This is a genomic window from Bradyrhizobium sp. 41S5 (assembly GCF_011516665.3).
Classification (GTDB): Bacteria; Pseudomonadota; Alphaproteobacteria; order Rhizobiales; family Xanthobacteraceae; genus Bradyrhizobium; species Bradyrhizobium quebecense.
The window spans coordinates 5,581,968-5,600,877 of the sequence record NZ_CP083721.1 but is presented as its reverse complement, the minus strand read 5'-3'; the positions used below and the strand labels follow the sequence as shown (position 1 = coordinate 5,600,877).

17 protein-coding genes are annotated in these 18,910 nt (G+C 64.1%); 8 read left to right on the top strand and 9 right to left on the bottom strand.

All coding sequences use genetic code 11. From position 1 onward, the window contains the following. Positions 1-110: 110 nt before the first annotated feature. Complete coding sequence (locus tag HAP47_RS27210) at positions 111-1,097, top strand: AraC family transcriptional regulator (RefSeq protein WP_173641961.1); 987 nt, start codon at positions 111-113, stop codon at positions 1,095-1,097. Between the two features lie 54 nt (positions 1,098-1,151). On the opposite strand, the gene HAP47_RS27205 is transcribed toward HAP47_RS27210, so the two are convergent. The 4 genes from HAP47_RS27205 to HAP47_RS27190 form a co-directional block, all read right to left on the bottom strand. Further along, positions 1,152-1,826 carry a peroxiredoxin-like family protein gene (locus tag HAP47_RS27205; RefSeq protein ID WP_173641962.1) on the bottom strand — a complete coding sequence of 225 codons (675 nt, stop codon included), beginning with the start codon at positions 1,824-1,826 and terminating at the stop codon, positions 1,152-1,154. A 166-nt stretch (positions 1,827-1,992) separates the two neighbouring features. Continuing rightward, complete coding sequence (locus HAP47_RS27200; protein ID WP_173641963.1) at positions 1,993-2,871, bottom strand: LysR family transcriptional regulator; 879 nt, start codon at positions 2,869-2,871, stop codon at positions 1,993-1,995. Between the two features lie 96 nt (positions 2,872-2,967). After that, positions 2,968-3,894, bottom strand: a complete 927-nt coding sequence (locus HAP47_RS27195) for a response regulator transcription factor (RefSeq protein WP_173641964.1) — start codon at positions 3,892-3,894, stop codon at positions 2,968-2,970. After that, complete coding sequence (locus HAP47_RS27190; protein WP_173641965.1) at positions 3,884-7,252, bottom strand: hybrid sensor histidine kinase/response regulator; 3,369 nt, start codon at positions 7,250-7,252, stop codon at positions 3,884-3,886. The genes HAP47_RS27195 and HAP47_RS27190 overlap by 11 nt, the downstream gene beginning before the upstream one ends. A 167-nt stretch (positions 7,253-7,419) precedes the next feature. Between HAP47_RS27190 and urtA the strand changes: the two genes are divergently transcribed. The 7 genes from urtA (at position 7,420) to HAP47_RS27155 (ending at position 14,054) form a co-directional block, all read left to right on the top strand. Next, positions 7,420-8,682 (top strand): urea ABC transporter substrate-binding protein, encoded by a 1,263-nt coding sequence (urtA, locus tag HAP47_RS27185; RefSeq protein WP_173641966.1) that lies wholly within the window; start codon positions 7,420-7,422, stop codon positions 8,680-8,682. Positions 8,683-8,800: 118 nt separating this feature from the next. After that, positions 8,801-9,727, top strand: coding sequence for an urea ABC transporter permease subunit UrtB (urtB, locus tag HAP47_RS27180; protein ID WP_173641967.1), 927 nt, complete (start codon positions 8,801-8,803; stop codon positions 9,725-9,727). A 17-nt stretch (positions 9,728-9,744) separates the two neighbouring features. After that, positions 9,745-10,881 (top strand): urea ABC transporter permease subunit UrtC, encoded by a 1,137-nt coding sequence (gene urtC / locus HAP47_RS27175; RefSeq protein ID WP_173641968.1) that lies wholly within the window; start codon positions 9,745-9,747, stop codon positions 10,879-10,881. Between the two features lie 12 nt (positions 10,882-10,893). After that, positions 10,894-11,649, top strand: coding sequence for an urea ABC transporter ATP-binding protein UrtD (urtD, locus tag HAP47_RS27170; RefSeq protein ID WP_063695194.1), 756 nt, complete (start codon positions 10,894-10,896; stop codon positions 11,647-11,649). A 10-nt stretch (positions 11,650-11,659) separates the two neighbouring features. Further along, on the top strand, positions 11,660-12,349 hold the full coding sequence (urtE, locus tag HAP47_RS27165; protein ID WP_173641969.1) for an urea ABC transporter ATP-binding subunit UrtE: 690 nt from the start codon (positions 11,660-11,662) through the stop codon (positions 12,347-12,349). A 28-nt stretch (positions 12,350-12,377) separates the two neighbouring features. Further along, positions 12,378-13,607, top strand: a complete 1,230-nt coding sequence (gene fmdA / locus HAP47_RS27160; RefSeq protein WP_173641970.1) for a formamidase — start codon at positions 12,378-12,380, stop codon at positions 13,605-13,607. A gap of 99 nt (positions 13,608-13,706) precedes the next feature. After that, positions 13,707-14,054, top strand: coding sequence for an FmdB family zinc ribbon protein (locus HAP47_RS27155; RefSeq protein ID WP_173641971.1), 348 nt, complete (start codon positions 13,707-13,709; stop codon positions 14,052-14,054). Between the two features lie 15 nt (positions 14,055-14,069). Here HAP47_RS27155 and HAP47_RS27150 read toward each other — a convergent pair whose 3' ends face one another. The 5 genes from HAP47_RS27150 to HAP47_RS27130 form a co-directional block, all read right to left on the bottom strand. Continuing rightward, positions 14,070-14,855, bottom strand: a complete 786-nt coding sequence (locus HAP47_RS27150; RefSeq protein WP_173641972.1) for an ABC transporter ATP-binding protein — start codon at positions 14,853-14,855, stop codon at positions 14,070-14,072. After that, on the bottom strand, positions 14,852-15,625 hold the full coding sequence (locus HAP47_RS27145; protein ID WP_173641973.1) for an ABC transporter permease: 774 nt from the start codon (positions 15,623-15,625) through the stop codon (positions 14,852-14,854). The genes HAP47_RS27150 and HAP47_RS27145 overlap by 4 nt, the downstream gene beginning before the upstream one ends. Positions 15,626-15,704: 79 nt before the next feature. Next, positions 15,705-16,649, bottom strand: coding sequence for an ABC transporter substrate-binding protein (locus HAP47_RS27140; RefSeq protein ID WP_173641974.1), 945 nt, complete (start codon positions 16,647-16,649; stop codon positions 15,705-15,707). Between the two features lie 150 nt (positions 16,650-16,799). Next, complete coding sequence (gene hutC, locus HAP47_RS27135; protein WP_173641975.1) at positions 16,800-17,543, bottom strand: histidine utilization repressor; 744 nt, start codon at positions 17,541-17,543, stop codon at positions 16,800-16,802. Further along, the gene (locus tag HAP47_RS27130; RefSeq protein ID WP_173641976.1) at positions 17,540-18,898 is read right to left on the bottom strand and encodes a formimidoylglutamate deiminase; all 1,359 of its coding nucleotides are present in this window, start codon (positions 18,896-18,898) and stop codon (positions 17,540-17,542) included. Before HAP47_RS27130 ends, hutC begins: the two co-directional genes overlap by 4 nt. Positions 18,899-18,910 lie beyond the last annotated feature (12 nt).

Sequence of the window (18,910 nt, the reverse complement as noted above, 5' to 3'; positions counted from 1 at the left end):
TTGGTGAACGATTGCGGAGTGACAATAGGAGCGAGATGTGAGACACTAAATGTCAATCTAGCTCATATATATGCTCGATCGTCTCAATCCGGTCGCTTTGGGGGACTGCCATGGATTGGCTCAGCCGGCTGTTCGCGATGATGCCGGTGCGCGGGCGGCTCGACCTGCGTTGCAGCTACAGCGTGCCCTGGCGCATCGACCAAGGGCCGGGCGCGTCCAACGAGATCCCCTATCATGCGGTGCTTGCCGGCTCGGCGATCCTGGACGATCGCGCAGGCGGTCGGCCGTTGCTGCTGAAGACCGGTGACATTCTCCTGCTGCCCGGCAACCCGCGACACGTGATGCATGACGGCAGCGGCGCGACGCCGCTGCCGTCGCGCAACCGGGCGGCGCAGAACTTCACGATCAGCGAAAACCTGGGTTCGGACGAGCGGCTTGACCTGCTGTGCGGACACTTCGCGATTGCACCTCCGCACGACCGCCTGATGCGCACCTATCTTCCGCCGCGTCTTTTCGTGCATGCCGGCCCGCGGACGGGAAAGGGAACCGCCGCACAGCTCGCCGGACTCGTGTCCCTGATGCGCAGCGAAACGGCCGACGATCATCTGGGCGGCCGCGCCATGCTGGACGCGCTGTCCACGGCGATGTTTGCGCTTGTGCTGCGGCTTGCGAGCGAGACCGATGACAGGTCACACGGTCTGCTTGCACTGGTCGGTGATCCCCGTCTTGCGCCGGCGGTGGCGGCCATGTTCAACCAGCCTGCGCGCGCATGGTCGCTGCCGGAGCTTGCGCGTCTCTGCAACATGTCGCGCGCCACGCTTGCACGGCAGTTCCAGGAGAAGCTTGGGCGATCGGCCAGCGATCTGCTTACCGATATCAGGATGACGCTTGCGGCGAACGAGTTGAGGAGATCGTCGCTGTCGACCGGTGCCGTTGCGGAGACCGTCGGCTACCAGTCCGAGGCCGCATTTCAGCGCGCCTTCAAGAGCCATATGGGCGTGACGCCGGCGCAGTGGCGAAAGGGGCAGCCGTCCGAACCCGATGCCGTGACGGATGTCGCCGCACCGGGTGATCCGCCAGGCGCCGTACAAGTTTGACCCACGACAGGCAAGCGGCCGATGGGCGACCGCCACCGGCCGCACTGCGCGCTGTCATGCCTTCACGGCCGCCGCCTGCTGGAGAACTGCGATCATGTCCTCGGGCTCCGGGCGGCGGGTATAGTCGGGGTTCACCTCCGAGTAGAGGATCACGCCATCCTGTCCGATGACGTAGCGGGCGGGCATCGGCAACGTCCAGCTCGGATCGTCGTTGAAGGTCGGCAGATCGTTCTTCAGCTGCTTGTAAAGTTCGACCAGATAGTCGGGCAGATGGAAGCGCAGTCCGAAGGCGTCGCCGATCTGACCCTTCACGTCGGACAGGATCGGGAACGAGAGCTTGTTCTGACGCACTGACTTCCGGCTGTTCGGCGCGGTCTGCGGCGAGATCGCGACCAGCGAAGCGCCGCATTTGTCGAATTCCGGCTTGGCGGCTTCCAGCGCCTGCAGCTCCATGTTGCAATACGGGCACCAGACGCCGCGGTAGAAGCTGAGCACCAGCGGGCCGCGCTTCAGCAGGTCGGCCGAGTTGACGATATTGCCGTCTGGATCCCGGAGCGAGAAGGCGGGGGCGACATCGCCCGCCTTCTTGGCGCGCTGGGCCGCACCGGACGCGACGAGCTCTGCGGTGGCACGGTGCATCGTCTCGATGAAGGCGCGCGGAACGCTGTAGGGCGGCTTTCCGGCTTCGAAGTCGGCTTTGAAAGCGTCGAGCTTGGCTTGAAGCGACATGGCGATCTCCTTGGGCTTCCGGATGAAGGACGGCGGCGCCGTCTGTTCGGTTGAACTCACACGCAGGAAGCTAAAGGAGATAGCCGCGCGGGGTAGCGCCGCTGCCGGACTAGCGCTTATTCCTGTCCGGAATAAGCGTGAATCGCTTCAACCGGCGGATGACGCGTCATGCATTGAAGCAGCGCTCGAAGAAGTTCACGAATGCGCGGGCCTTGGCAGTCGCTGCGCGCCCGGTCGGAAGCACGGCCCAGAGATCGAGCGCGGGGAGGCTCCATTCCGGCAGGACCGCACGCACCGTGCCCGCTTTCAGTTCGGGGCTGAACATCCATTCCGAGGCGATCGCGAGCCCGGCATCGGCAAGTACTGCCGCCCGGACGCCTTCGGCCGCGGTGACCCGCAACCGGCTTCGCACCGTGACGGCCAGTTCGGTGCTCTCGCGCTGAAAGGACCACACGCTGCCCTCGCGGAGATAAACGACGGCCTGGTGCCGGCTCAATTCGCTCGGCGTGGCAGGCGTGCCGGCGCGGTCGAAATAGGCCGGCGTGCCCAGCACGAGGCGCCTGCATCTCGCGACGCGGCGTGCAGTCAGCGTCGAATCCGTCATCTTGCCCATCCGCAGGGCGACGTCGATGCCTTCCTGCACGAGATCGATCTGGCGATCGTCGAGCACGACCTCCAGCTCCAGCTCCGGGTGCTGTGCGAGAAACTTCGGCAGCATTGGAATGAGATGGATCCGGGCGAAGGTGACGGCGGCGCAGATCCGCAATCGACCCTTGAGGCCGGCACCGGCGCCGCGCGCCGCGATCTCGGCCTCGGCCGCCTCTTCAAGCGAGCGCCTGGCACGCTCGAGATAGCCGAGCCCCGCTTCAGTCGGGGTGAGGCCATGGGTCGAGCGCGTGAGCAGCTTGACCCCGAGAAATTCCTCGAGCTGTGCGACTGATTTCGAGATCGCCGGCTGGCCGACCCGTAGCTGTCGCGCCGCTGCGGAGAACGAGCCGGTCTCGACCACCCGCACGAACGTCTCCATCGCCGCCAGACGATCCATGGCTATTCTCCGCAGGAATGAGCGATCATGCCCATCCTGTCACGGTCCGAGGCGATTGGCCATCTTCAGACGCGCGCCGGCAGCGGAGGCGGCAGGCTACGACTTGCGGTGCCTGGCGTTGACCGCGATCGCGGCGGCGGCGGTGCGATTCTCGACGCCGAGCTTGGCGTAGATCTGCTCGAGGTGCTTGTCGACGGTGCGCGGGCTTAAGCCCAGGATCTGCGCGATGTCGCGGTTGGTCTTGCCCTTGGAGAGCCAGGACAGCACCTCGCCCTCGCGGGTGGTCAGGCCGAGCTCGCTGGAGAACTCGGCCGGCATGTCGCCGCTGGTGTCCTTGGCCAGCCGCAGCAGGAACTCGTTAGGACCGAGCTTGCCCATGAATTGCAGGCGAAGCTGCTCGCTGCCGGGGAATGACGCCACGGTTGCGGTCTTCGCTCCGGCTTTCCCCTTCTGCGCCTGCTCAAGCCATTGCGGCATCGGCTCCGGCAGCACGAAATTGTCGGCGGCATCGGCGAGCGTATCCGACAGCAGTCGCTGTGCCTGCGGCGTCGCCCATAGCAGCGCGCCTGAGCTGTTGACCGCGAGCAGATAGCGGCCGGAGACGTCTAGCGCGGCGCGGGCGCTCTGGGTCATCCGTGCGTTGGCGAGATGCACCCGGATGCGCGCCAGCATTTCTTCGACCACGATCGGCTTGGTGACATAATCGACGCCGCCGGCCTCCAGCCCACGTACGATGTGCTCGGTTTCGGCCAGCCCCGTCATGAAGATGATCGGCACGCCGTCGAGCCCGGCGTCGCGCTTCAGCCGCCGGCAGGTCTCGAAGCCGTCCATGCCGGGCATCACGGCATCGAGCAGCACGATATCGGGCGTGATCTGGTCGACGATGCGCATCGCGGAGGCGCCGTCGAGCGCGACCATCACGGTCATGCCGGCGCCATCGAGCGCGTCGGTCAGCAGGCGTAATGTCTCGGGCGAGTCGTCGACGACGAGGGCAACGTCGCGCTTTCGCTGTTCAATGGTCATAGCTGTGCAATGTTTTCAACGTCGCCATATATTGATCGAGATCGAACCGGTCGATTAGCGTGCGCATCTGGCCGACGAAATCGGCATGTTCGGGACATTCGTTGCCGATCTCGTCGAGCTTGAGCTGGATCGCCCTTATATAGCCGAGCTGGCCGAGGCTGATCAGCTCTTCGACATATTTCACCGGCGGGCGCGAACCAGTGTCGGGCTTCCATTGCGGGGGCGGAATCTGCTCGGCCTCATACTGCCACTCGATCTTGAGGAGCTGGCGGATGCTCTCGAGCAGCCGCGGGATGTCGATCGGCTTCATCAAATAGCCGTCGTGGAACGGTTGCGCCAGCGGTGCGCCATGGGCCTCCAGCGCGCTTGCCGAGATCATCAGGATTCGGGCCTGATGATGGCCTTCGGAGCGCAAGGTCTCGGCAACCGTCCAGCCGTCCATGCCCGCCATCGAGATATCGAGCAGAAACATGTCCGGCCGGCAATGCTGCGCGAGGGCAAGGCAGCCCGGCCCGTCCGGCGCGCTGAGCAGGATGAAGCCAAGCGGCGCCAGGATCTCGCGCAGGAGGTCGCGGTGGGTCGGGTCATCGTCGGTGATCAGGATCGTCTTGCGCGGGCCGTGATAGCCGTACACCGGAGCGTCGACCGGCGCATCGCGGCGTGGATTGGTGACTTCGGAGAGCAGCAGCTTGACGCGGAAGGTGCTGCCGGTGCCGACCGTGCTCAAGACCTTGATGTCGCCGCCCATCACACCCGCGAGCAGGCGGCTGATGGTGAGGCCGAGCCCGGTGCCGGTCTGCGGCTGGGTGACGCCGAGCGCGCCGCGCTCGAACGGCGCGAAGATCCGTTCGAGATCGTCGGGCTGGATGCCCGGCCCGGTATCGATCACCTCGAACTCGGCGACCGGGCTGCGATAATGCACCACGAATTGCACCTTGCCGGTCTGCGTGAACTTGATCGCATTCGAGAGCAGATTGATCAGGATTTGCCGCAGCCGCTTCTCGTCGGCATAGACCACGACCGGCAGCACGGCCGGCCGCCTGAACACGAAGTCGATGCCCTTGGCCGCAGCCTGCAGGCGGAACATGCCGACCAGCTGCTCGAGGAAATCGTTCAGCCGCACCTCGTCGCGCGATAAATAGAGGCGGCCGGCCTCGATCTTGGAGATATCAAGAATGCCGTCGATCAGCCCCGACAGATGATCGGCGCTGCGGCGGACCACCCGCACTTGCCCGCGGGGCCGCACCGGGAGGCTGTCGTCCTGCTCCAGCAGCTGCGCATAGCCGGAGATCGCATTGAGCGGCGAGCGAAGTTCGTGACTGAGACCCACGACGTATCGGCTCTTGGCGAGATTGGCGGCCTCGGCGACTTCCTTGGCGCGCTGCAACTCGGCGTCGGTGCGCTTGTGGGCGTCGATCTCCTGGATCAGCAGCGTGGTCTGCCGGCGGGTTTCGTCTTCCGCGGCGCGCCGGCTCTGTTGCGCCAGCACGAACAGCCAGGCGACGACGCCGATGATGAGGGTCAGTGCAAAGAACACCTTCCACAGCACGTCAGCCAATAGCTCGTTGGCATGCACGGCAGCGGTGGTCTGGAGGTAGATCAGGCCGAGCACCAGCGCCACCAGGCCGGCCGAGACCGCGAACACGCCGAGGTAATGGCCGAGCTGCGAATTGATGCGGGCGTAGATCGGCTGCGGCATCACCTTGCCCAGGGCGTCCGAGACTTGTGCGCCGATCCGTCCATGCGGCTTGCAGAGGTCGTGGCAGCGCGCGTCGAGCGAGCAGCACAAGGAACAGATCGGGCCGGCATAGGCTGGGCAGGCGGCCATGTCCTCGGGCTCGAACGCATGCTCGCAGATACAGCATTGGATCGATTCAATATTCTGCCAGCTCCGCTTCGGCTTGCGGGCGATGTAGTACTTGCCGCCGGTCGCCCAGGCAATGAGGGGGGCCGTGATGAAGGCGACTGCAAGCGCGACGAAGGCCGACAGCGCCTTCGCCGTCGGGCCGAACAGGCCGTAGAACGCGCTGATCGAGACCACGGTCGCGATCGTCATGGCGCCGACGCCGACCGGATTGATGTCGCAGAGATGGGCGCGCTTGAACTCGATATGCTGCGGCCGCAAGCCGAGCGGCTTGTTGATGACGAGATCGGCCACCAGCGCGCCGACCCAGGCGATCGCGACGTTGGAGTAGAGCGCCAGCGTCTGCTCCAGCGCCTTGTAGACGCCGATCTCCATCAACAGCAGCGCGACGACGACGTTGAACACCAGCCACACCACACGGCCGGGATGCGAATGGGTGAGGCGGGAAAAGAAGTTCGACCAGGCGATCGAGCCGGCATAGGCGTTGGTGACGTTGATCTTCACCTGCGACAGGATCACGAACGTCCCGGTCAGCGCCATTGCGAGATCCGGCTGTGACAGCACATAGCGGAAGGCTTCAAGATACATGTTGGCGGGCTCGGCCGCGTGCTCCGCCGACACGCCGTGGCTCAGCGCGAAGAAGGCCAGGAACGAGCCGGCCAGCAGCTTGAGCGCGCCTAGCACGATCCAGCCGGGACCGGCGCTGAGCAATGCGATCCACCAGGCCTTTCGCGAGGTGCGGCGGTCGCGCGGCAGGAAGCGCAGGAAGTCGACCTGCTCGCCGATCTGCGCCACCAGCGCAAACACGACGGAGGCCGCCGTGCCGAACAGCAGGAGATCGAGGTTGCCCGCAGGATCGCCGTGCTCGCCGGCGAACTTGCGCCACTCGGTGAACGAATGCGGGTTGGCCCAGGCGATCGCCGCGAACGGCATGATGTGGAGAATCACCCACAGCGGCTGGGTCCAGAGCTGAAAGCGGCTGATCAGCGTGATGCCGTAGACGACCAGCGGAATGATCACGACCGCGCTGATCAGGTAGCCGATCGGCCGCGGGATACCGAAACACATGTCCAGCGCGCTGGCCAGGATCACGGCCTCGATCGCGAAGAAGATGAAGGTGAAGGAGGCGTAGATCAGCGAGGTGATGGTCGAGCCGATATAGCCGAAGCCGGCGCCGCGGGTCAGCAGGTCGATGTCGATGCCGCTTTTCGCGGCATGATAGGCGATCGGCAGCCCGCAGAGGAAGATGATGACGCTGACGACCAGGATCGCGGCAGTCGCATTCATCGCGCCATAGTTCAGCGTGATGGTACCGCCGATCGCCTCCAGCGCGAGGAAGGAGATTGCGCCGAGCGCGGTGTTGGCGACGCGGGCGGCGGACCAGCGCCGCGCGCTCTTGGCGGTGAAGCGCAGCGCGTAGTCTTCCAGCGTCTGGTTGGCGACCCATTGATTGTATTGGCGCCTGACGCGGTCAATCCGCTGCCGCCCTGCCACTCGCTCTACTCCTGGTCCACGATGCTCTGATCGCGGGCAAATCCCGTACCAAAAACCTACGTCGCTATTTTGCGGTGCAGTATACGCGATCTCACGTATCAGTGCGCTGCACAAAAGTGAGCAATCCTCGCCTGATCAATAAGCGTTCTCGAACCAATGGGGTGCTCATGTCAGACGAAACCAAACCAGGCCTGAAGTCTCCGCTCCGCCGCAGGCTCTTGATGGGAATGGCTGCTTTGCCGGCCGTTTCGATGCTGGGGCGTCCCGCCTTTGCCGACGTTCCTGCAACCTCCGCGGTCAACACCACGGGTCTTGCAGTCACCGATAGCGAAGTCACGGTCGGTATCCTGCATTCGGTGACCGGCACCATGGCGATCTCGGAGACCGGGTCGGTCGAGGCCGAGAAGCTCGCGATCGAGCAGATCAACGCGGCCGGCGGCGTGCTCGGCCGCAAGATCAAGTTCATCCAGGAAGACGGCGCGAGCGACTGGCCGACCTTCGCGGAAAAGGCGAAGAAGCTCCTGGTCAACGACAAATGCGCGGCCGTGATGGGCTGCTGGACCTCGGCCTCGCGCAAGGCGGTGCTGCCGGTATTCGAGCAGTACAACGGCATGCTGTACTACCCGACCTTCTATGAAGGCCTCGAGCAGTCCAAGAACGTGATCTACACCGGGCAAGAGGCGACGCAGCAGATCATCGCGGGCCTCGACTGGGTCAACAAGACCAAGGGCGCCAAGAGCTTCTATCTGCTTGGCTCGGACTACATCTGGCCGCGCACCTCGAACAAGATCGCGCGCAAGCACATCGAGAACCATCTGCAGGGCTGCAAGGTGGTCGGCGAAGAGTACTTCCCGCTCGGCTCGACCCAGTTCAACTCGGTCATCAACAAGATCAAGCTGACCAAGCCGGACGTGATCTACGCGATCATCGTCGGCGGCTCCAACGTCGCGTTCTACAAGCAGCTCAAGGCGGCCGGCATCGACCTGTCGAAGCAGACGTTGCTCACGATCTCGGTCACCGAGGACGAGATCGACGGCATCGGCGGTGAGAATATCGCCGGCGCCTATGCCTGCATGAAGTACTTCCAGTCGCTCGACAATCCGAACAACAAGGCCTTCGTGCCCGCGTTCAAGAAGATGTGGGGCGAGAAGACCGTGATCGGAGACGTGACGCAGGCGGCCTATCTCGGCCCGTGGCTGTGGAAGTTGACGGTGGAGAAGGCGGGCTCCTTCGACATCGACAAGATCGCGGCGGCTTCTCCCGGCGTCGAGTTCAAGGGCGCGCCGGAAGGCTATGTCCGGATCCACGAGAACCATCATCTGTGGTCGAAGACCCGCGTCGGACGCGCCAAGGCTGATGGCCAGTATGAGCTGATCTACGAGACCGCCGATCTCGTCGAGCCGAATCCGTTCCCGAAGGGCTACCAGTGAGTTCTGGCGCGTAAAGCGCAACCTCACTTCAGCACGTCGCGGCGTGGACGCCACTGCCCACACCGCCGATCGGGCGCCGCTTTGTCGCGGCGCTGGCCTCTGGACTGGAGAACGATAGATGTTCGGCGACTATTCGATCAGCGATCTCGGCGCCATCCTTGCGATGCAGGGATTTGCCGGGCTCATCCTGTTCTCCGTCTATGTGCTGATGGCGCTGGGGCTTGCCATCATCTTCGGCCAGATGGGCGTCATCAACATGGCCCATGGCGAGTTCATGATCCTGGGGGCCTACGTCACCTGGATGACGTCGAACGCGGTGCAGAGCTTCGCGCCCTGGCTGTTTCCCGGCTACTTTTTCATCGCCATGATCCTGGCGTTCATCGCCTCCGGTGCGCTCGGCATGCTGGTCGAGTGGGCGCTGATACGCCATCTCTACAAGCGTCCGCTCGATACGCTGCTGGCAACCTGGGGCCTCAGCCTGATCCTGCAACAGGCCTATCGCTCGATCTTCGGCGCGCGCGAGGTCGGCGTCGAGCTGCCGGAATGGATGATGGGCTCCTGGCAGGCGACCGACTCGATCCAGATCCCGATCAACGGCATGTTCGTGATGGCGCTGACCATGCTGATCACGATCGCGGTCGCCTACGTGCTGTTCTGGTCCAGCTGGGGCAAGCAGGTGCGGGCCGTGGTGCAGAACCGCGTGATGGCTGGCGCCGTCGGCATCAATACCGAGAAGGTCGACCGTTACACCTTTGGTCTGGGCTGCGGCATCGCCGGCATTGCAGGCTCGGCCTTCACCATGATCGGCTCGACCGGGCCGACCGCCGGCCAGCTCTACATCGTCGACACCTTCCTGGTCGTCGTGTTCGGCGGCGCGGCCTCGCTGTTCGGCACCATCGCCTCGGCCTTCTCGATCTCGCAGACCCAGTCGACGCTGGAGTTCTTCCTGTCGGGATCGATGGCCAAGGTGATCACGCTCTTGACCATCGTCGCGATCCTGATGGTGCGTCCGCAGGGGCTCTTCGCGCTCAAGGTCCGCAAATAAGAACAAGCAGGCAGGTCATGGTCATCAACTCGCGCTTTTTCAATCGCTCCGAACTGCTCGGCTTCCTTGCGCTCGCGGTGCTGCTGCTACTCATCCTGCCGTTGTCGCTGGATATCTTCCGCCTCAACCTGGTCGCCAAATACCTGACCTACGCCTTCGTCGGCATCGGCCTCGTGCTGTGCTGGGGCTATGGCGGCATCCTGAGCCTGGGGCAGGGCGTGTTCTTCGGCCTCGGCGGCTACTGCATGGCGATGTACCTCAAGCTCGAGGCGTCCTCGGTCGCGAACACCAAGATCCAGTCGACGCCCGGTATTCCCGACTTCATGGACTGGAACCAGATCACGCAGCTTCCGCTGTTCTGGAAGCCGTTCCACAGCTTTCCGGTCACGGTACTGGCGATCTTGCTGGTGCCCGCCCTGTTCGCGCTGATCATCGGTGCCGCGATGTTCAAGCGCCGGGTCGGCGGCGTGTACTTTGCGATCATCACGCAGGCGATCGCCGCGATCCTCACCATCCTGATCGTGGGGCAGCAGGGTTACACCGGCGGCATCAACGGCATCACGGATCTGCGCACACTGCACGGCTGGGACATCCGCACCGATCACGCCAAGTTCATTCTGTATTTTGTCGAGGTTGTGTTGCTGTTCGGATGCATCGTTGCCGCGCAATTCATCCGGCTGACAAAACTCGGGCGCATCCTGGTGGCGATGAGGGAGCAGGAGGATCGCGTGCGCTTCTCCGGTTACAGCGTCGCCAATTTCAAGATCTTCGCGTTCTGCGCCGCGGCGGTGTTCGCTGCGATCGGCGGCGCCATGTTCACGCTCGAGGTCGGCTTCATGTCGCCATCCTTCGTCGGCATCGTGCCGTCGATCGAGATGGTGATCTACACCGCGGTCGGCGGCCGGATGTCGATCTTCGGTGCGGTCTGGGGCGCACTGTTGGTCAATTTCGCCAAGACCAGCCTTTCCGAATCCTTTCCGCAGCTCTGGCTGTTCGGCCTCGGCGCGCTGTTCATCGCAGTCGTGCTGGCCTTCCCGAACGGGCTCTCCGGGATCTGGGCGGACCATATCCAGCCCCACATCGATCGCCTGTTCGCATCACGCAAACCGAAATCGGCGGCCGGCCTGGTCGCCGACGGCGCACCGGCCGAGTGAGGAGGGTCCATCATGCTTGTCGGCCATCAGCCAAAGGATTTCCTGCTCGCGGTCTCCGGACTCACAGTGTCCTTTGACGGCTTCAAAGCGGTGAACGATCTCTCCTTCTATGTCGAGGAGAACGAGATCCGCGTCATCATCGGCCCGAACGGTGCCGGCAAGACTACCGTGCTCGATCTGATCTGCGGCAAGACCCGGGCCACGTCAGGCTCGATCCAGTTCCGCGGCCAGGAGCTGACCCGGTTGCGCGAGAACGAGATCGTGCAGGCCGGTGTCGGCCGCAAGTTTCAAACGCCGTCGGTGTTCGAGGACCTCACCGTGTTCGAGAACCTCGAAATCTCCTACCCGCGCGGCCGCACCGTGTTCGGCTCACTGACTTTCCAGCGCGATGACGCTGTCAAGCAACGGGTCGAGGAGGTCGCCGAGATGATCTTCCTGAAGGATCGCCTCAACACCTACGCCGACCAGCTCAGCCACGGCCAGAAGCAGTGGCTCGAGATCGGCATGCTGCTGATCCAGGACCCGGACCTCTTGATGCTGGACGAGCCGGTCGCCGGCATGAGCGTCTCGGAGCGCGCCAAGACCGCCGAGCTGCTCAACCGCATCATCAAGGATCGCTCGGTGCTGGTGATCGAGCACGACATGAAATTCGTCGAGGACATCGCGCACAAGGTCACGGTGCTGCATCAGGGCCAGATCCTGTCCGAGGGGACGATGGAGCACGTCAAGAACGATCCGAAGGTGATCGAAGTTTACCTTGGCCATTGAGGAGCACCACATGCTGGCAATCAATGATCTTCACGTCGCCTACGGCCAGAGCGAGGTGCTGCACGGCCTCAACGTCTCCGTCGCGCCCAACGAGATCGTCGCGATCATGGGCCGCAACGGCATGGGCAAGACCACGCTGATGAAGTCGCTGATGGGCATCCTGCCGGCCAAGAGCGGCAAGGTGATCATGGACGGTACCGAGCTTGGTGCGATGAAGAGCTACGAGCGGGTGGCGAAGGGGCTCGCTTACGTGCCGCAGGGCCGGATGATCTTCTCCACCATGACGGTGAAGGAGAACATCGAGACCGGGCTCGTGGTGTCAGGCGGCTCGGAGGTGCCCGGCGATATCTACGAGCTGTTTCCGGTGCTGCTCGAGATGAAGGGCCGCCGCGGTGGCAATCTCTCGGGCGGACAACAGCAGCAGCTTGCGATCGCCCGCGCGCTGGCGACCAAGCCGAAGGTGTTGCTGCTGGACGAGCCGACTGAAGGCATCCAGCCGTCGATCATCAAGGACATGGCGCGCACCCTGAAGCGGATCCGCGATGAACGGGGGCTGTCGATCGTTGTCTCCGAGCAGGTTCTGAGCTTTGCGCTCGACATCGCCGATCGCGTGCTCGTCATCGAGAACGGCGAGATCGTCCGCGACGATCCGCGCGTCAGCGTCGATGCCGCGCAGATTTCCAAGTACCTGTCCGTCTAACTATCAGTAACCCAAGGGGAGCATCGCGATGCCAGATACACTGATCAAGGTCGACCTCAGCAAATCGGCCTATGAAAACGACAAGATTCACAACCGCTGGCATCCGGAGGTTCCGATTGTCGAGTGGGTCAGCCCGGGCGACGACTTCATCATCGAGACGGTCGACTGGACCGGCGGCTTCATCAAGAACAACGATTCCGCCGATGACGTGCGCGACATCGATCTGTCGATCGTGCACTTCCTGTCGGGTCCGATCGGCGTCAAGGGCGCCGAGCCCGGCGATCTCCTCGTCGTCGATCTGCTCGACGTCGGTCCGTTGAAGGAGAGCCTGTGGGGCTTCAACGGCTTCTTCTCCAAGCAGAATGGCGGCGGCTTCCTCACCGACCATTTCCCGCTGGCGCAGAAGTCGATCTGGGACATCAAGGGTCTCTACACCTCGTCGCGTCACATCCCGGGCGTCAACTTCGCCGGCCTGATCCATCCCGGTCTGATCGGCTGTCTGCCCGATGCCAAGATGCTGGCGGCCTGGAACAAGCGCGAAGCCGAGTTGATCGCGACCAACCCGACCCGCGTGCCGGGCCTCGCCAATCCGCCGTTCGCGCCGACCGCGCATGCGGGCCAGGCCAAGGGCGACGTCAAGGCCAAGATCGGTCTCGAGGGCGCCCGCACCGTGCCGCCGCGCGAGCATGGCGGCAATTGCGACATCAAGGACCTCTCGCGCGGCTCGAAGATCTACTTCCCGGTCTACGTGCCGGGCGGCGGGCTCTCGATGGGCGACCTGCATTTCAGCCAGGGCGACGGCGAGATCACCTTCTGCGGCGCCATCGAGATGGCCGGATGGCTGCACATCAAGGTCGACATCATCAAGGACGGCGTCTCGAAGTACGGCATCAAGAACCCCGTGTTCAAGCCGTCGCCGATCACGCCGAACTACAAGGACTATCTGATCTTCGAGGGCATCTCGGTCGACGAGGCCGGCAAGCAGCACTATCTCGACGTCCACATCGCCTATCGCCAGGCCTGCCTGAATGCGATCGAATATCTGAAGAAGTTCGGCTACTCCGGCGCCCAGGCCTATTCGATCCTCGGCACAGCGCCGTGCCAGGGCCATATCTCCGGCGTGGTCGACGTGCCCAACGCCTGCGCCACGCTGTGGCTGCCGACGGAGATCTTCGACTTCGACGTCATGCCGTCGTCGGCGGGACCGATCAAGCACATCAAGGGTGACGTGCAGATGCCGATCTCGCCGGACAAGTGATCCTTTAGGTGATCCCTGCGCGAAGGGTGCGGGACGGCTGCGTATTGGCCGCCCCGCATCCATCGCCGGACTTCACACGACTGCGCAAGGACTAGGGAAATGCCGATCTACGAATATCTCTGCAACGATTGCGGCCCGTTTACCGACATGCGGCCGATGGCGGAATGCGATCTGCCGCAGGATTGCCCGCAATGCGAGACGACGTCGCCGCGTGTGATCCTCACTGCGCCGGCGTTCTTCTGCATGCCCTCGGACAAGCGCAAGGCGCATGCCACCAACGAGCAGAGCCGTCACGCGCCGAAAACGCTCGATCAATACAAGGCCGCGCACGGCCCGGGTTGCGGCTGTTGCTCCACGGGAAAGAAGAAGCCGGCGCGGCTGATGACAAAGACCAAGAGCGGCGCCAAGGGCTTTCCGACTGCGCGTCCCTGGATGATCAGCCACTGATGGGGTGGCCGATCGTCAGGCATGTTCAGCGACCTTCAGGGCCTCGGTGCGGATCTCCTCGACCAGCCGTTCCTTCAGGGCGACGAATTCGGGCGTGGTCTTGATCTTGTAGGAGCGGGGATGCGGCAGGTCGACAGTGATCTCGGCCTTGATGCGGCCGGGACGGGCGCTCATCACGATGACGCGGCTGCCGAGGAAGATCGCTTCCTCGATGTCGTGGGTGACGAACAGCACCGTCTTCTGGTCGCGCTCCCAGATCCCGAGCAGCATCTCCTGCATCAGCGCCCGCGTCTGGTTGTCGAGCGCGCCGAACGGTTCGTCGAGCAGCAGGATCTTCGGGTCATTGGCCAGCGCGCGGGCGATCGCGGTGCGCTGCTGCATGCCGCCCGACAGCTGCTTGGGCCAGTGATTTTCGAAGCCAGACAGCCCGACCCGGCGAATGAAGGCGTCGGCGATGTCATGACGCCCTTGTTGCGGAACGCCGCGCTCACGCAGACCGAAGGCGATGTTCTCCCGCACGGTCAGCCACGGAAACAGGGTGTAGGACTGAAACACCATGCCGCGATCGGCGCCGGGGCCGGTGACCTCGCGCCCGTCGAGCGTGACGCGCCCGCTGGTCGGCCGGTCGAGCCCGGCGATGATCCGGAGCAGGGTGGATTTTCCGCAGCCGGAGGGGCCGAGGATGGTGACGAAGTCGTTGTCGCCGACGTCGAGCGTGGTCGGCTCGAGCGCCCTTGTCGGCGCGTTGCCTGCGCGGGCGGGGAAGGTTCGCGAGACCTGATCGATCCTGAGCAAGGTCATGCGAGTTTCCACGGGAACAGCCAGGCGTTGAACGCCTTGAACAGGAAATCGGAAACCAGGCCGATCAGCCCGATGACGATGATGCCGAAGATAATCTGGCCGGTGTTGAGCAGCGCCTGGCTGTCGGTGATCATGTGCCCGATGCCGGACGATGAGCCGATCAGTTCGGCCACGATGACGTAAGTCCAGGCCCAGCCCAGCACCAGCCTCAGGATCTCTGCGATCTCGGGCGCCGCGGAGGGCAGCAGCACGCGGCGGATAACGCCGCTGTCGCCGGCGCCGAGCGTGTAGGCGGCTTCGACCAGGTCGCGCCGCGTGGCGCCGACGGTCACGGCCACCATCAGGATGATCTGAAACACCGCGCCGATGAAGATCACGAGCAGCTTTTGCAGTTCGCCGATGCCCGCCCACAGGATCAACAGCGGGATGAAGGCCGATGCCGGCAGATAGCGCGCAAAGGACACGAAGGGTTCGAGAAAGGCCTCGACCGGCTTGTAGGCCCCCATCAGCACGCCGAGCGGCACTGCGATGACGGCGGCAAGGGCGAAGCCGCCGATGACGCGCCAGATCGTCATTCCGATGTCGAACAGGAAGCCTTGCTTGGCGAGCAGCTCATAGCCTTCCTGAACCATGATGAGCGGGTTGGCGAGGAATGTCTTCGACACATGGCCGCCGAACGTCGCCCAGGACCAGAGGGCGACGAACAGCACGAAGAAGGCGAGGCCGTAGGCCACGCGCTGCGTCGATGTTGTGGGTTCGAGGGGACGCATCAAATTTGTCCAGGCGTATCTCATGCGCCAGTCCCGCCTGGCTTGTCGCGGGGCGGGACCGGCCGAAATGATGGCTGCGTTACTTGATGAAGCTCGCGTCGTAGATGTCCTCGACCTTCGGCGCGGCCTTGATGATGCCGACCTCGAGGAGGAGCTCGGCGGCGTCCTTGTTGAAGCTGAGGAAGTCGCCGGCGAAGAATTTCTGGTTGGCGGCCTTGTCCTGCCAGCGCAGGTACTTTGCCGAGTTGCCGAACTGCTCGCCGCTCTGCTTCACATCCGCGCCCATGATCTCGTAAGCCTTGGCCTGGTCCTTGGCGATCATGTCGAGCGCCTCGAAATAGCTGTTGGCCAGCGCCTGCGCCGCTTTCGGATTGTCGGTCAGGAATTTCGGCGTGCAGCCGAACGTATCCATCACGATCGGATAGTCGAGCGTGGTCGCGATGATCTTGCCCTTGTCGGGGGCGGCACGTACCGTCGACAGGTAAGGCTCGTAGGTCATCGCGGCATCGTTCTGGCCGGAGACGAAAGCCTGCGCCGCGGCGGCGGGCTCCAGATTGACTACGGTCACGTCCTTCACCGAGAGGCCGTTCTTCTTCAGCATCCAGGCCAGCGCGAAGTAGGGCGAGGTGCCCGGCGCCGATGCCGCGACGGTCTTTCCCTTGAGGTCCTTGATCGCGGCGACGTCATTGCGTACGGCCATGCCGTCGGCGCCATAGCTCTTGTCGAGCTGGAAGATCTGCTTGGTCGCGACGCCGTTGGCGTTCCAGGAAATCCACGTCTCCACCGTCGTCGCTGCGCACTGGATGTCGCCCGAGGCGATCGCGAGATGTCGGTCCTTCTGCGGAATCTTCTTCAAGGTCACGTCGAGGCCGTTCTTCTTGAAGATGCCGGCCTCCCTGGCGAGCGTCAGCGGCGCGAAGCCGGTCCACCCGGAAATGCCGACGCCGACCTTGACGTCATCCGCGAACGCGGCGGTGGACGCGAGCAAGGCTGCGATTGCGGGCAATAGCTTGAAGGAACGCATGATTGTCGACCTCTTGGACGATGGATTGAACCTTGTTGGTGTCGTCACGTCAGTGATGTCTTCACGCCAGTCGCAGCGGATTGCCGCATGAGCATGTCGGTGGATGGTAGTCCATGATGCATTGCATGAAATATGCCGCGCAAGCCGTCCTCAGCCTCCCTTGAAGCGGGCTACCAGCCGGTGCGTCTCGCCTGGATAGTGCAACCGCACTGCCGTTACCGTGCGCGCGCTGCGCCAGGTGTAGCGGTCGATCACGAGGCAGGGCGCGCCGACTGCGATGTCGAGCGCCTTCGCGGTGCGATCGTCCGCAATGACCGCGCTGATCGTATGTTCAGCCTCGGTCCACGGCACATGATGCAGCAGCCATGATCCCGGAGGTTCGCGCGCAAAGTCCGCCGTCGCGGCCTCTGGAACGGTGGAGAGATCGATCAGCCGGTCTTCGACCGCAAACGGCACATTGTCGGCGCTGTGCCGGCAGGCAATCGCGATCACCTTGCCGGCCGTGCTCACGCCGAGCCGGGCGCGATCGGCTGCGGTCGCGGTGCGACGCCGGCAATCGATCAGCTGATAGCCGTAGCTGCGGCCGAGCGCGGTGATCTCGGCGCGCATGTCGGCAATCTTGAGCACCGCCGACAGATGCTGTGGACGACGCACGAATGAGCCGGCACGCCGCCGCCGCTCGATCAGGTCAGCCTGCGCCAGTTCCGACAACGCCTTGTTCACCGTCATGCGCGAGCAGCGATAGCGCGCCATGAGTTGGTGTTCGAAGGGGATGCGGTGGCCCGGTGGCCATTCGCCAGTCAGGATCCGTGTCTCGATATCGAGCCGGATCCGCTTGTAGAGCGTCGGCTTTTCGGCTGCGCGCGGTTTGGCTCGATCGGAAGCGAGGCTCATGCGACGAGCCTCCGGACGCTGGCATTGAACCGCTCGCGCGCGTTGTCGCGCGAGCGGTGCCGGCCGCCTGTGACCACCTTGTCGCCGCCGGCCCAGACGCAGTCGATCGCGTCGCTTCCGGACGCAAACAGCCAGCCGTCGAGAACGGCATCGCCCGACCGTCCAGCCAGGGATGGGTGCGCGGTATCGAGGCTCACGATATCGGCGCGCGCGCCGGGTACGAGGCCAGCGTTGGGCTGCGCCAGAGCTTGCGCGCCGCCCGCGAGCGCGTGATCGAACAGAGCGCGGCCGGTGGATGCACCGGGTTGTCCGGAGAGCACGTTGCGCTCGCGATGCTTGAGCCGCTGACCGTATTCGAGTTGGCGAAGCTCGTCGGCGACGCCGACCAGCACGTTGGAATCGGTCCCGATGCCGAATCGGCCGCCTGCGGCAAGGAATTCGCGCGCTGAAAAGATGCCGTCGCCGAGGCTTGCTTCGGTGACTGGGCAGAGGCCGGCAACCGCGCCGCTGCTGGCGAGCGCAGCGACTTCCCGTTCCGTCATATGGGTCGCGTGAATCAGGCACCAGCGCTGATCGATCGGCGCGTTTTCCAGCAGCCACTGCACCGGCCGCTGCCCCGACCAGGCCATGCAATCCTCCACCTCGCGCACCTGTTCGGCGGCGTGAATGTGGATCGGGTCGGTGCCGGCAAGCGGAATGATCGCCGCGAGCTCATCGGGCGCCACTGCGCGCAGGCTGTGCGGGGCGATGCCGATGTTCGCGCCAGGCAGTTTTCGGATTGCCTCGCGCGAGGCAGCCATCAGCGTGGCGAACTGATCGACCGAGCAGATGAAGCGACGCTGCCCGGCATGCGGTGCTGCGCCGCCGAACGTGCCGTGTGCATAAAAGCACGGCAGCAGCGTGAGCCCGATGCCGGAGGCCTCAGTCGCCTCCGCGATGCGCACGGCCATCTCGGCCGGATTGGCGTAAGGTGAGCCGTCCCGATCATGATGGAGATAGTGAAACTCCCCGACGCGGGTAAAGCCGCGCTCGAGCATCTCGACATAGAGCAGGGTCGCAACGGCCGCGACGTCGTCCGGCGTCATCGTCAGCGCGAAGCGGTACATCGTCTCGCGCCAGGTCCAGAACGTGTCGGTCGTATCGCCGCGCAGTTCGGCAAGGCCGGCCATGCCGCGCTGAAACGCGTGGCTGTGCAGGCTCGCCAATCCCGGAACCGCCAATTGGTGACGTTCGTCGCCCGCGGCGGGGGGCACGCCTGCCGTCACCGAGGCGATCGCGCCGTCGGTGACCACGATTTGCGCATCATTGGCCCAGCCCGAGGGCAGCAGCGCGAATGCGAAATGCAGTCGTGTCATTTTTCCACGCCG

Coding starts and splice junctions, on each gene's coding strand:
- HAP47_RS27210 (WP_173641961.1), top strand. CDS start 111: ATGGATTGGCTCAGCCGGCTGTTCGCGATGATGCCGGTGCGCGGGCGG.
- HAP47_RS27205 (WP_173641962.1), bottom strand. CDS start 1,826: ATGTCGCTTCAAGCCAAGCTCGACGCTTTCAAAGCCGACTTCGAAGCC.
- HAP47_RS27200 (WP_173641963.1), bottom strand. CDS start 2,871: ATGGATCGTCTGGCGGCGATGGAGACGTTCGTGCGGGTGGTCGAGACC.
- HAP47_RS27195 (WP_173641964.1), bottom strand. CDS start 3,894: ATGACCATTGAACAGCGAAAGCGCGACGTTGCCCTCGTCGTCGACGAC.
- urtA (WP_173641966.1), top strand. CDS start 7,420: ATGTCAGACGAAACCAAACCAGGCCTGAAGTCTCCGCTCCGCCGCAGG.
- urtB (WP_173641967.1), top strand. CDS start 8,801: ATGTTCGGCGACTATTCGATCAGCGATCTCGGCGCCATCCTTGCGATG.
- urtC (WP_173641968.1), top strand. CDS start 9,745: ATGGTCATCAACTCGCGCTTTTTCAATCGCTCCGAACTGCTCGGCTTC.
- urtD (WP_063695194.1), top strand. CDS start 10,894: ATGCTTGTCGGCCATCAGCCAAAGGATTTCCTGCTCGCGGTCTCCGGA.
- urtE (WP_173641969.1), top strand. CDS start 11,660: ATGCTGGCAATCAATGATCTTCACGTCGCCTACGGCCAGAGCGAGGTG.
- fmdA (WP_173641970.1), top strand. CDS start 12,378: ATGCCAGATACACTGATCAAGGTCGACCTCAGCAAATCGGCCTATGAA.
- HAP47_RS27155 (WP_173641971.1), top strand. CDS start 13,707: ATGCCGATCTACGAATATCTCTGCAACGATTGCGGCCCGTTTACCGAC.
- HAP47_RS27150 (WP_173641972.1), bottom strand. CDS start 14,855: ATGACCTTGCTCAGGATCGATCAGGTCTCGCGAACCTTCCCCGCCCGC.
- HAP47_RS27145 (WP_173641973.1), bottom strand. CDS start 15,625: ATGCGTCCCCTCGAACCCACAACATCGACGCAGCGCGTGGCCTACGGC.
- HAP47_RS27140 (WP_173641974.1), bottom strand. CDS start 16,649: ATGCGTTCCTTCAAGCTATTGCCCGCAATCGCAGCCTTGCTCGCGTCC.
- hutC (WP_173641975.1), bottom strand. CDS start 17,543: ATGAGCCTCGCTTCCGATCGAGCCAAACCGCGCGCAGCCGAAAAGCCG.
- HAP47_RS27130 (WP_173641976.1), bottom strand. CDS start 18,898: ATGACACGACTGCATTTCGCATTCGCGCTGCTGCCCTCGGGCTGGGCC.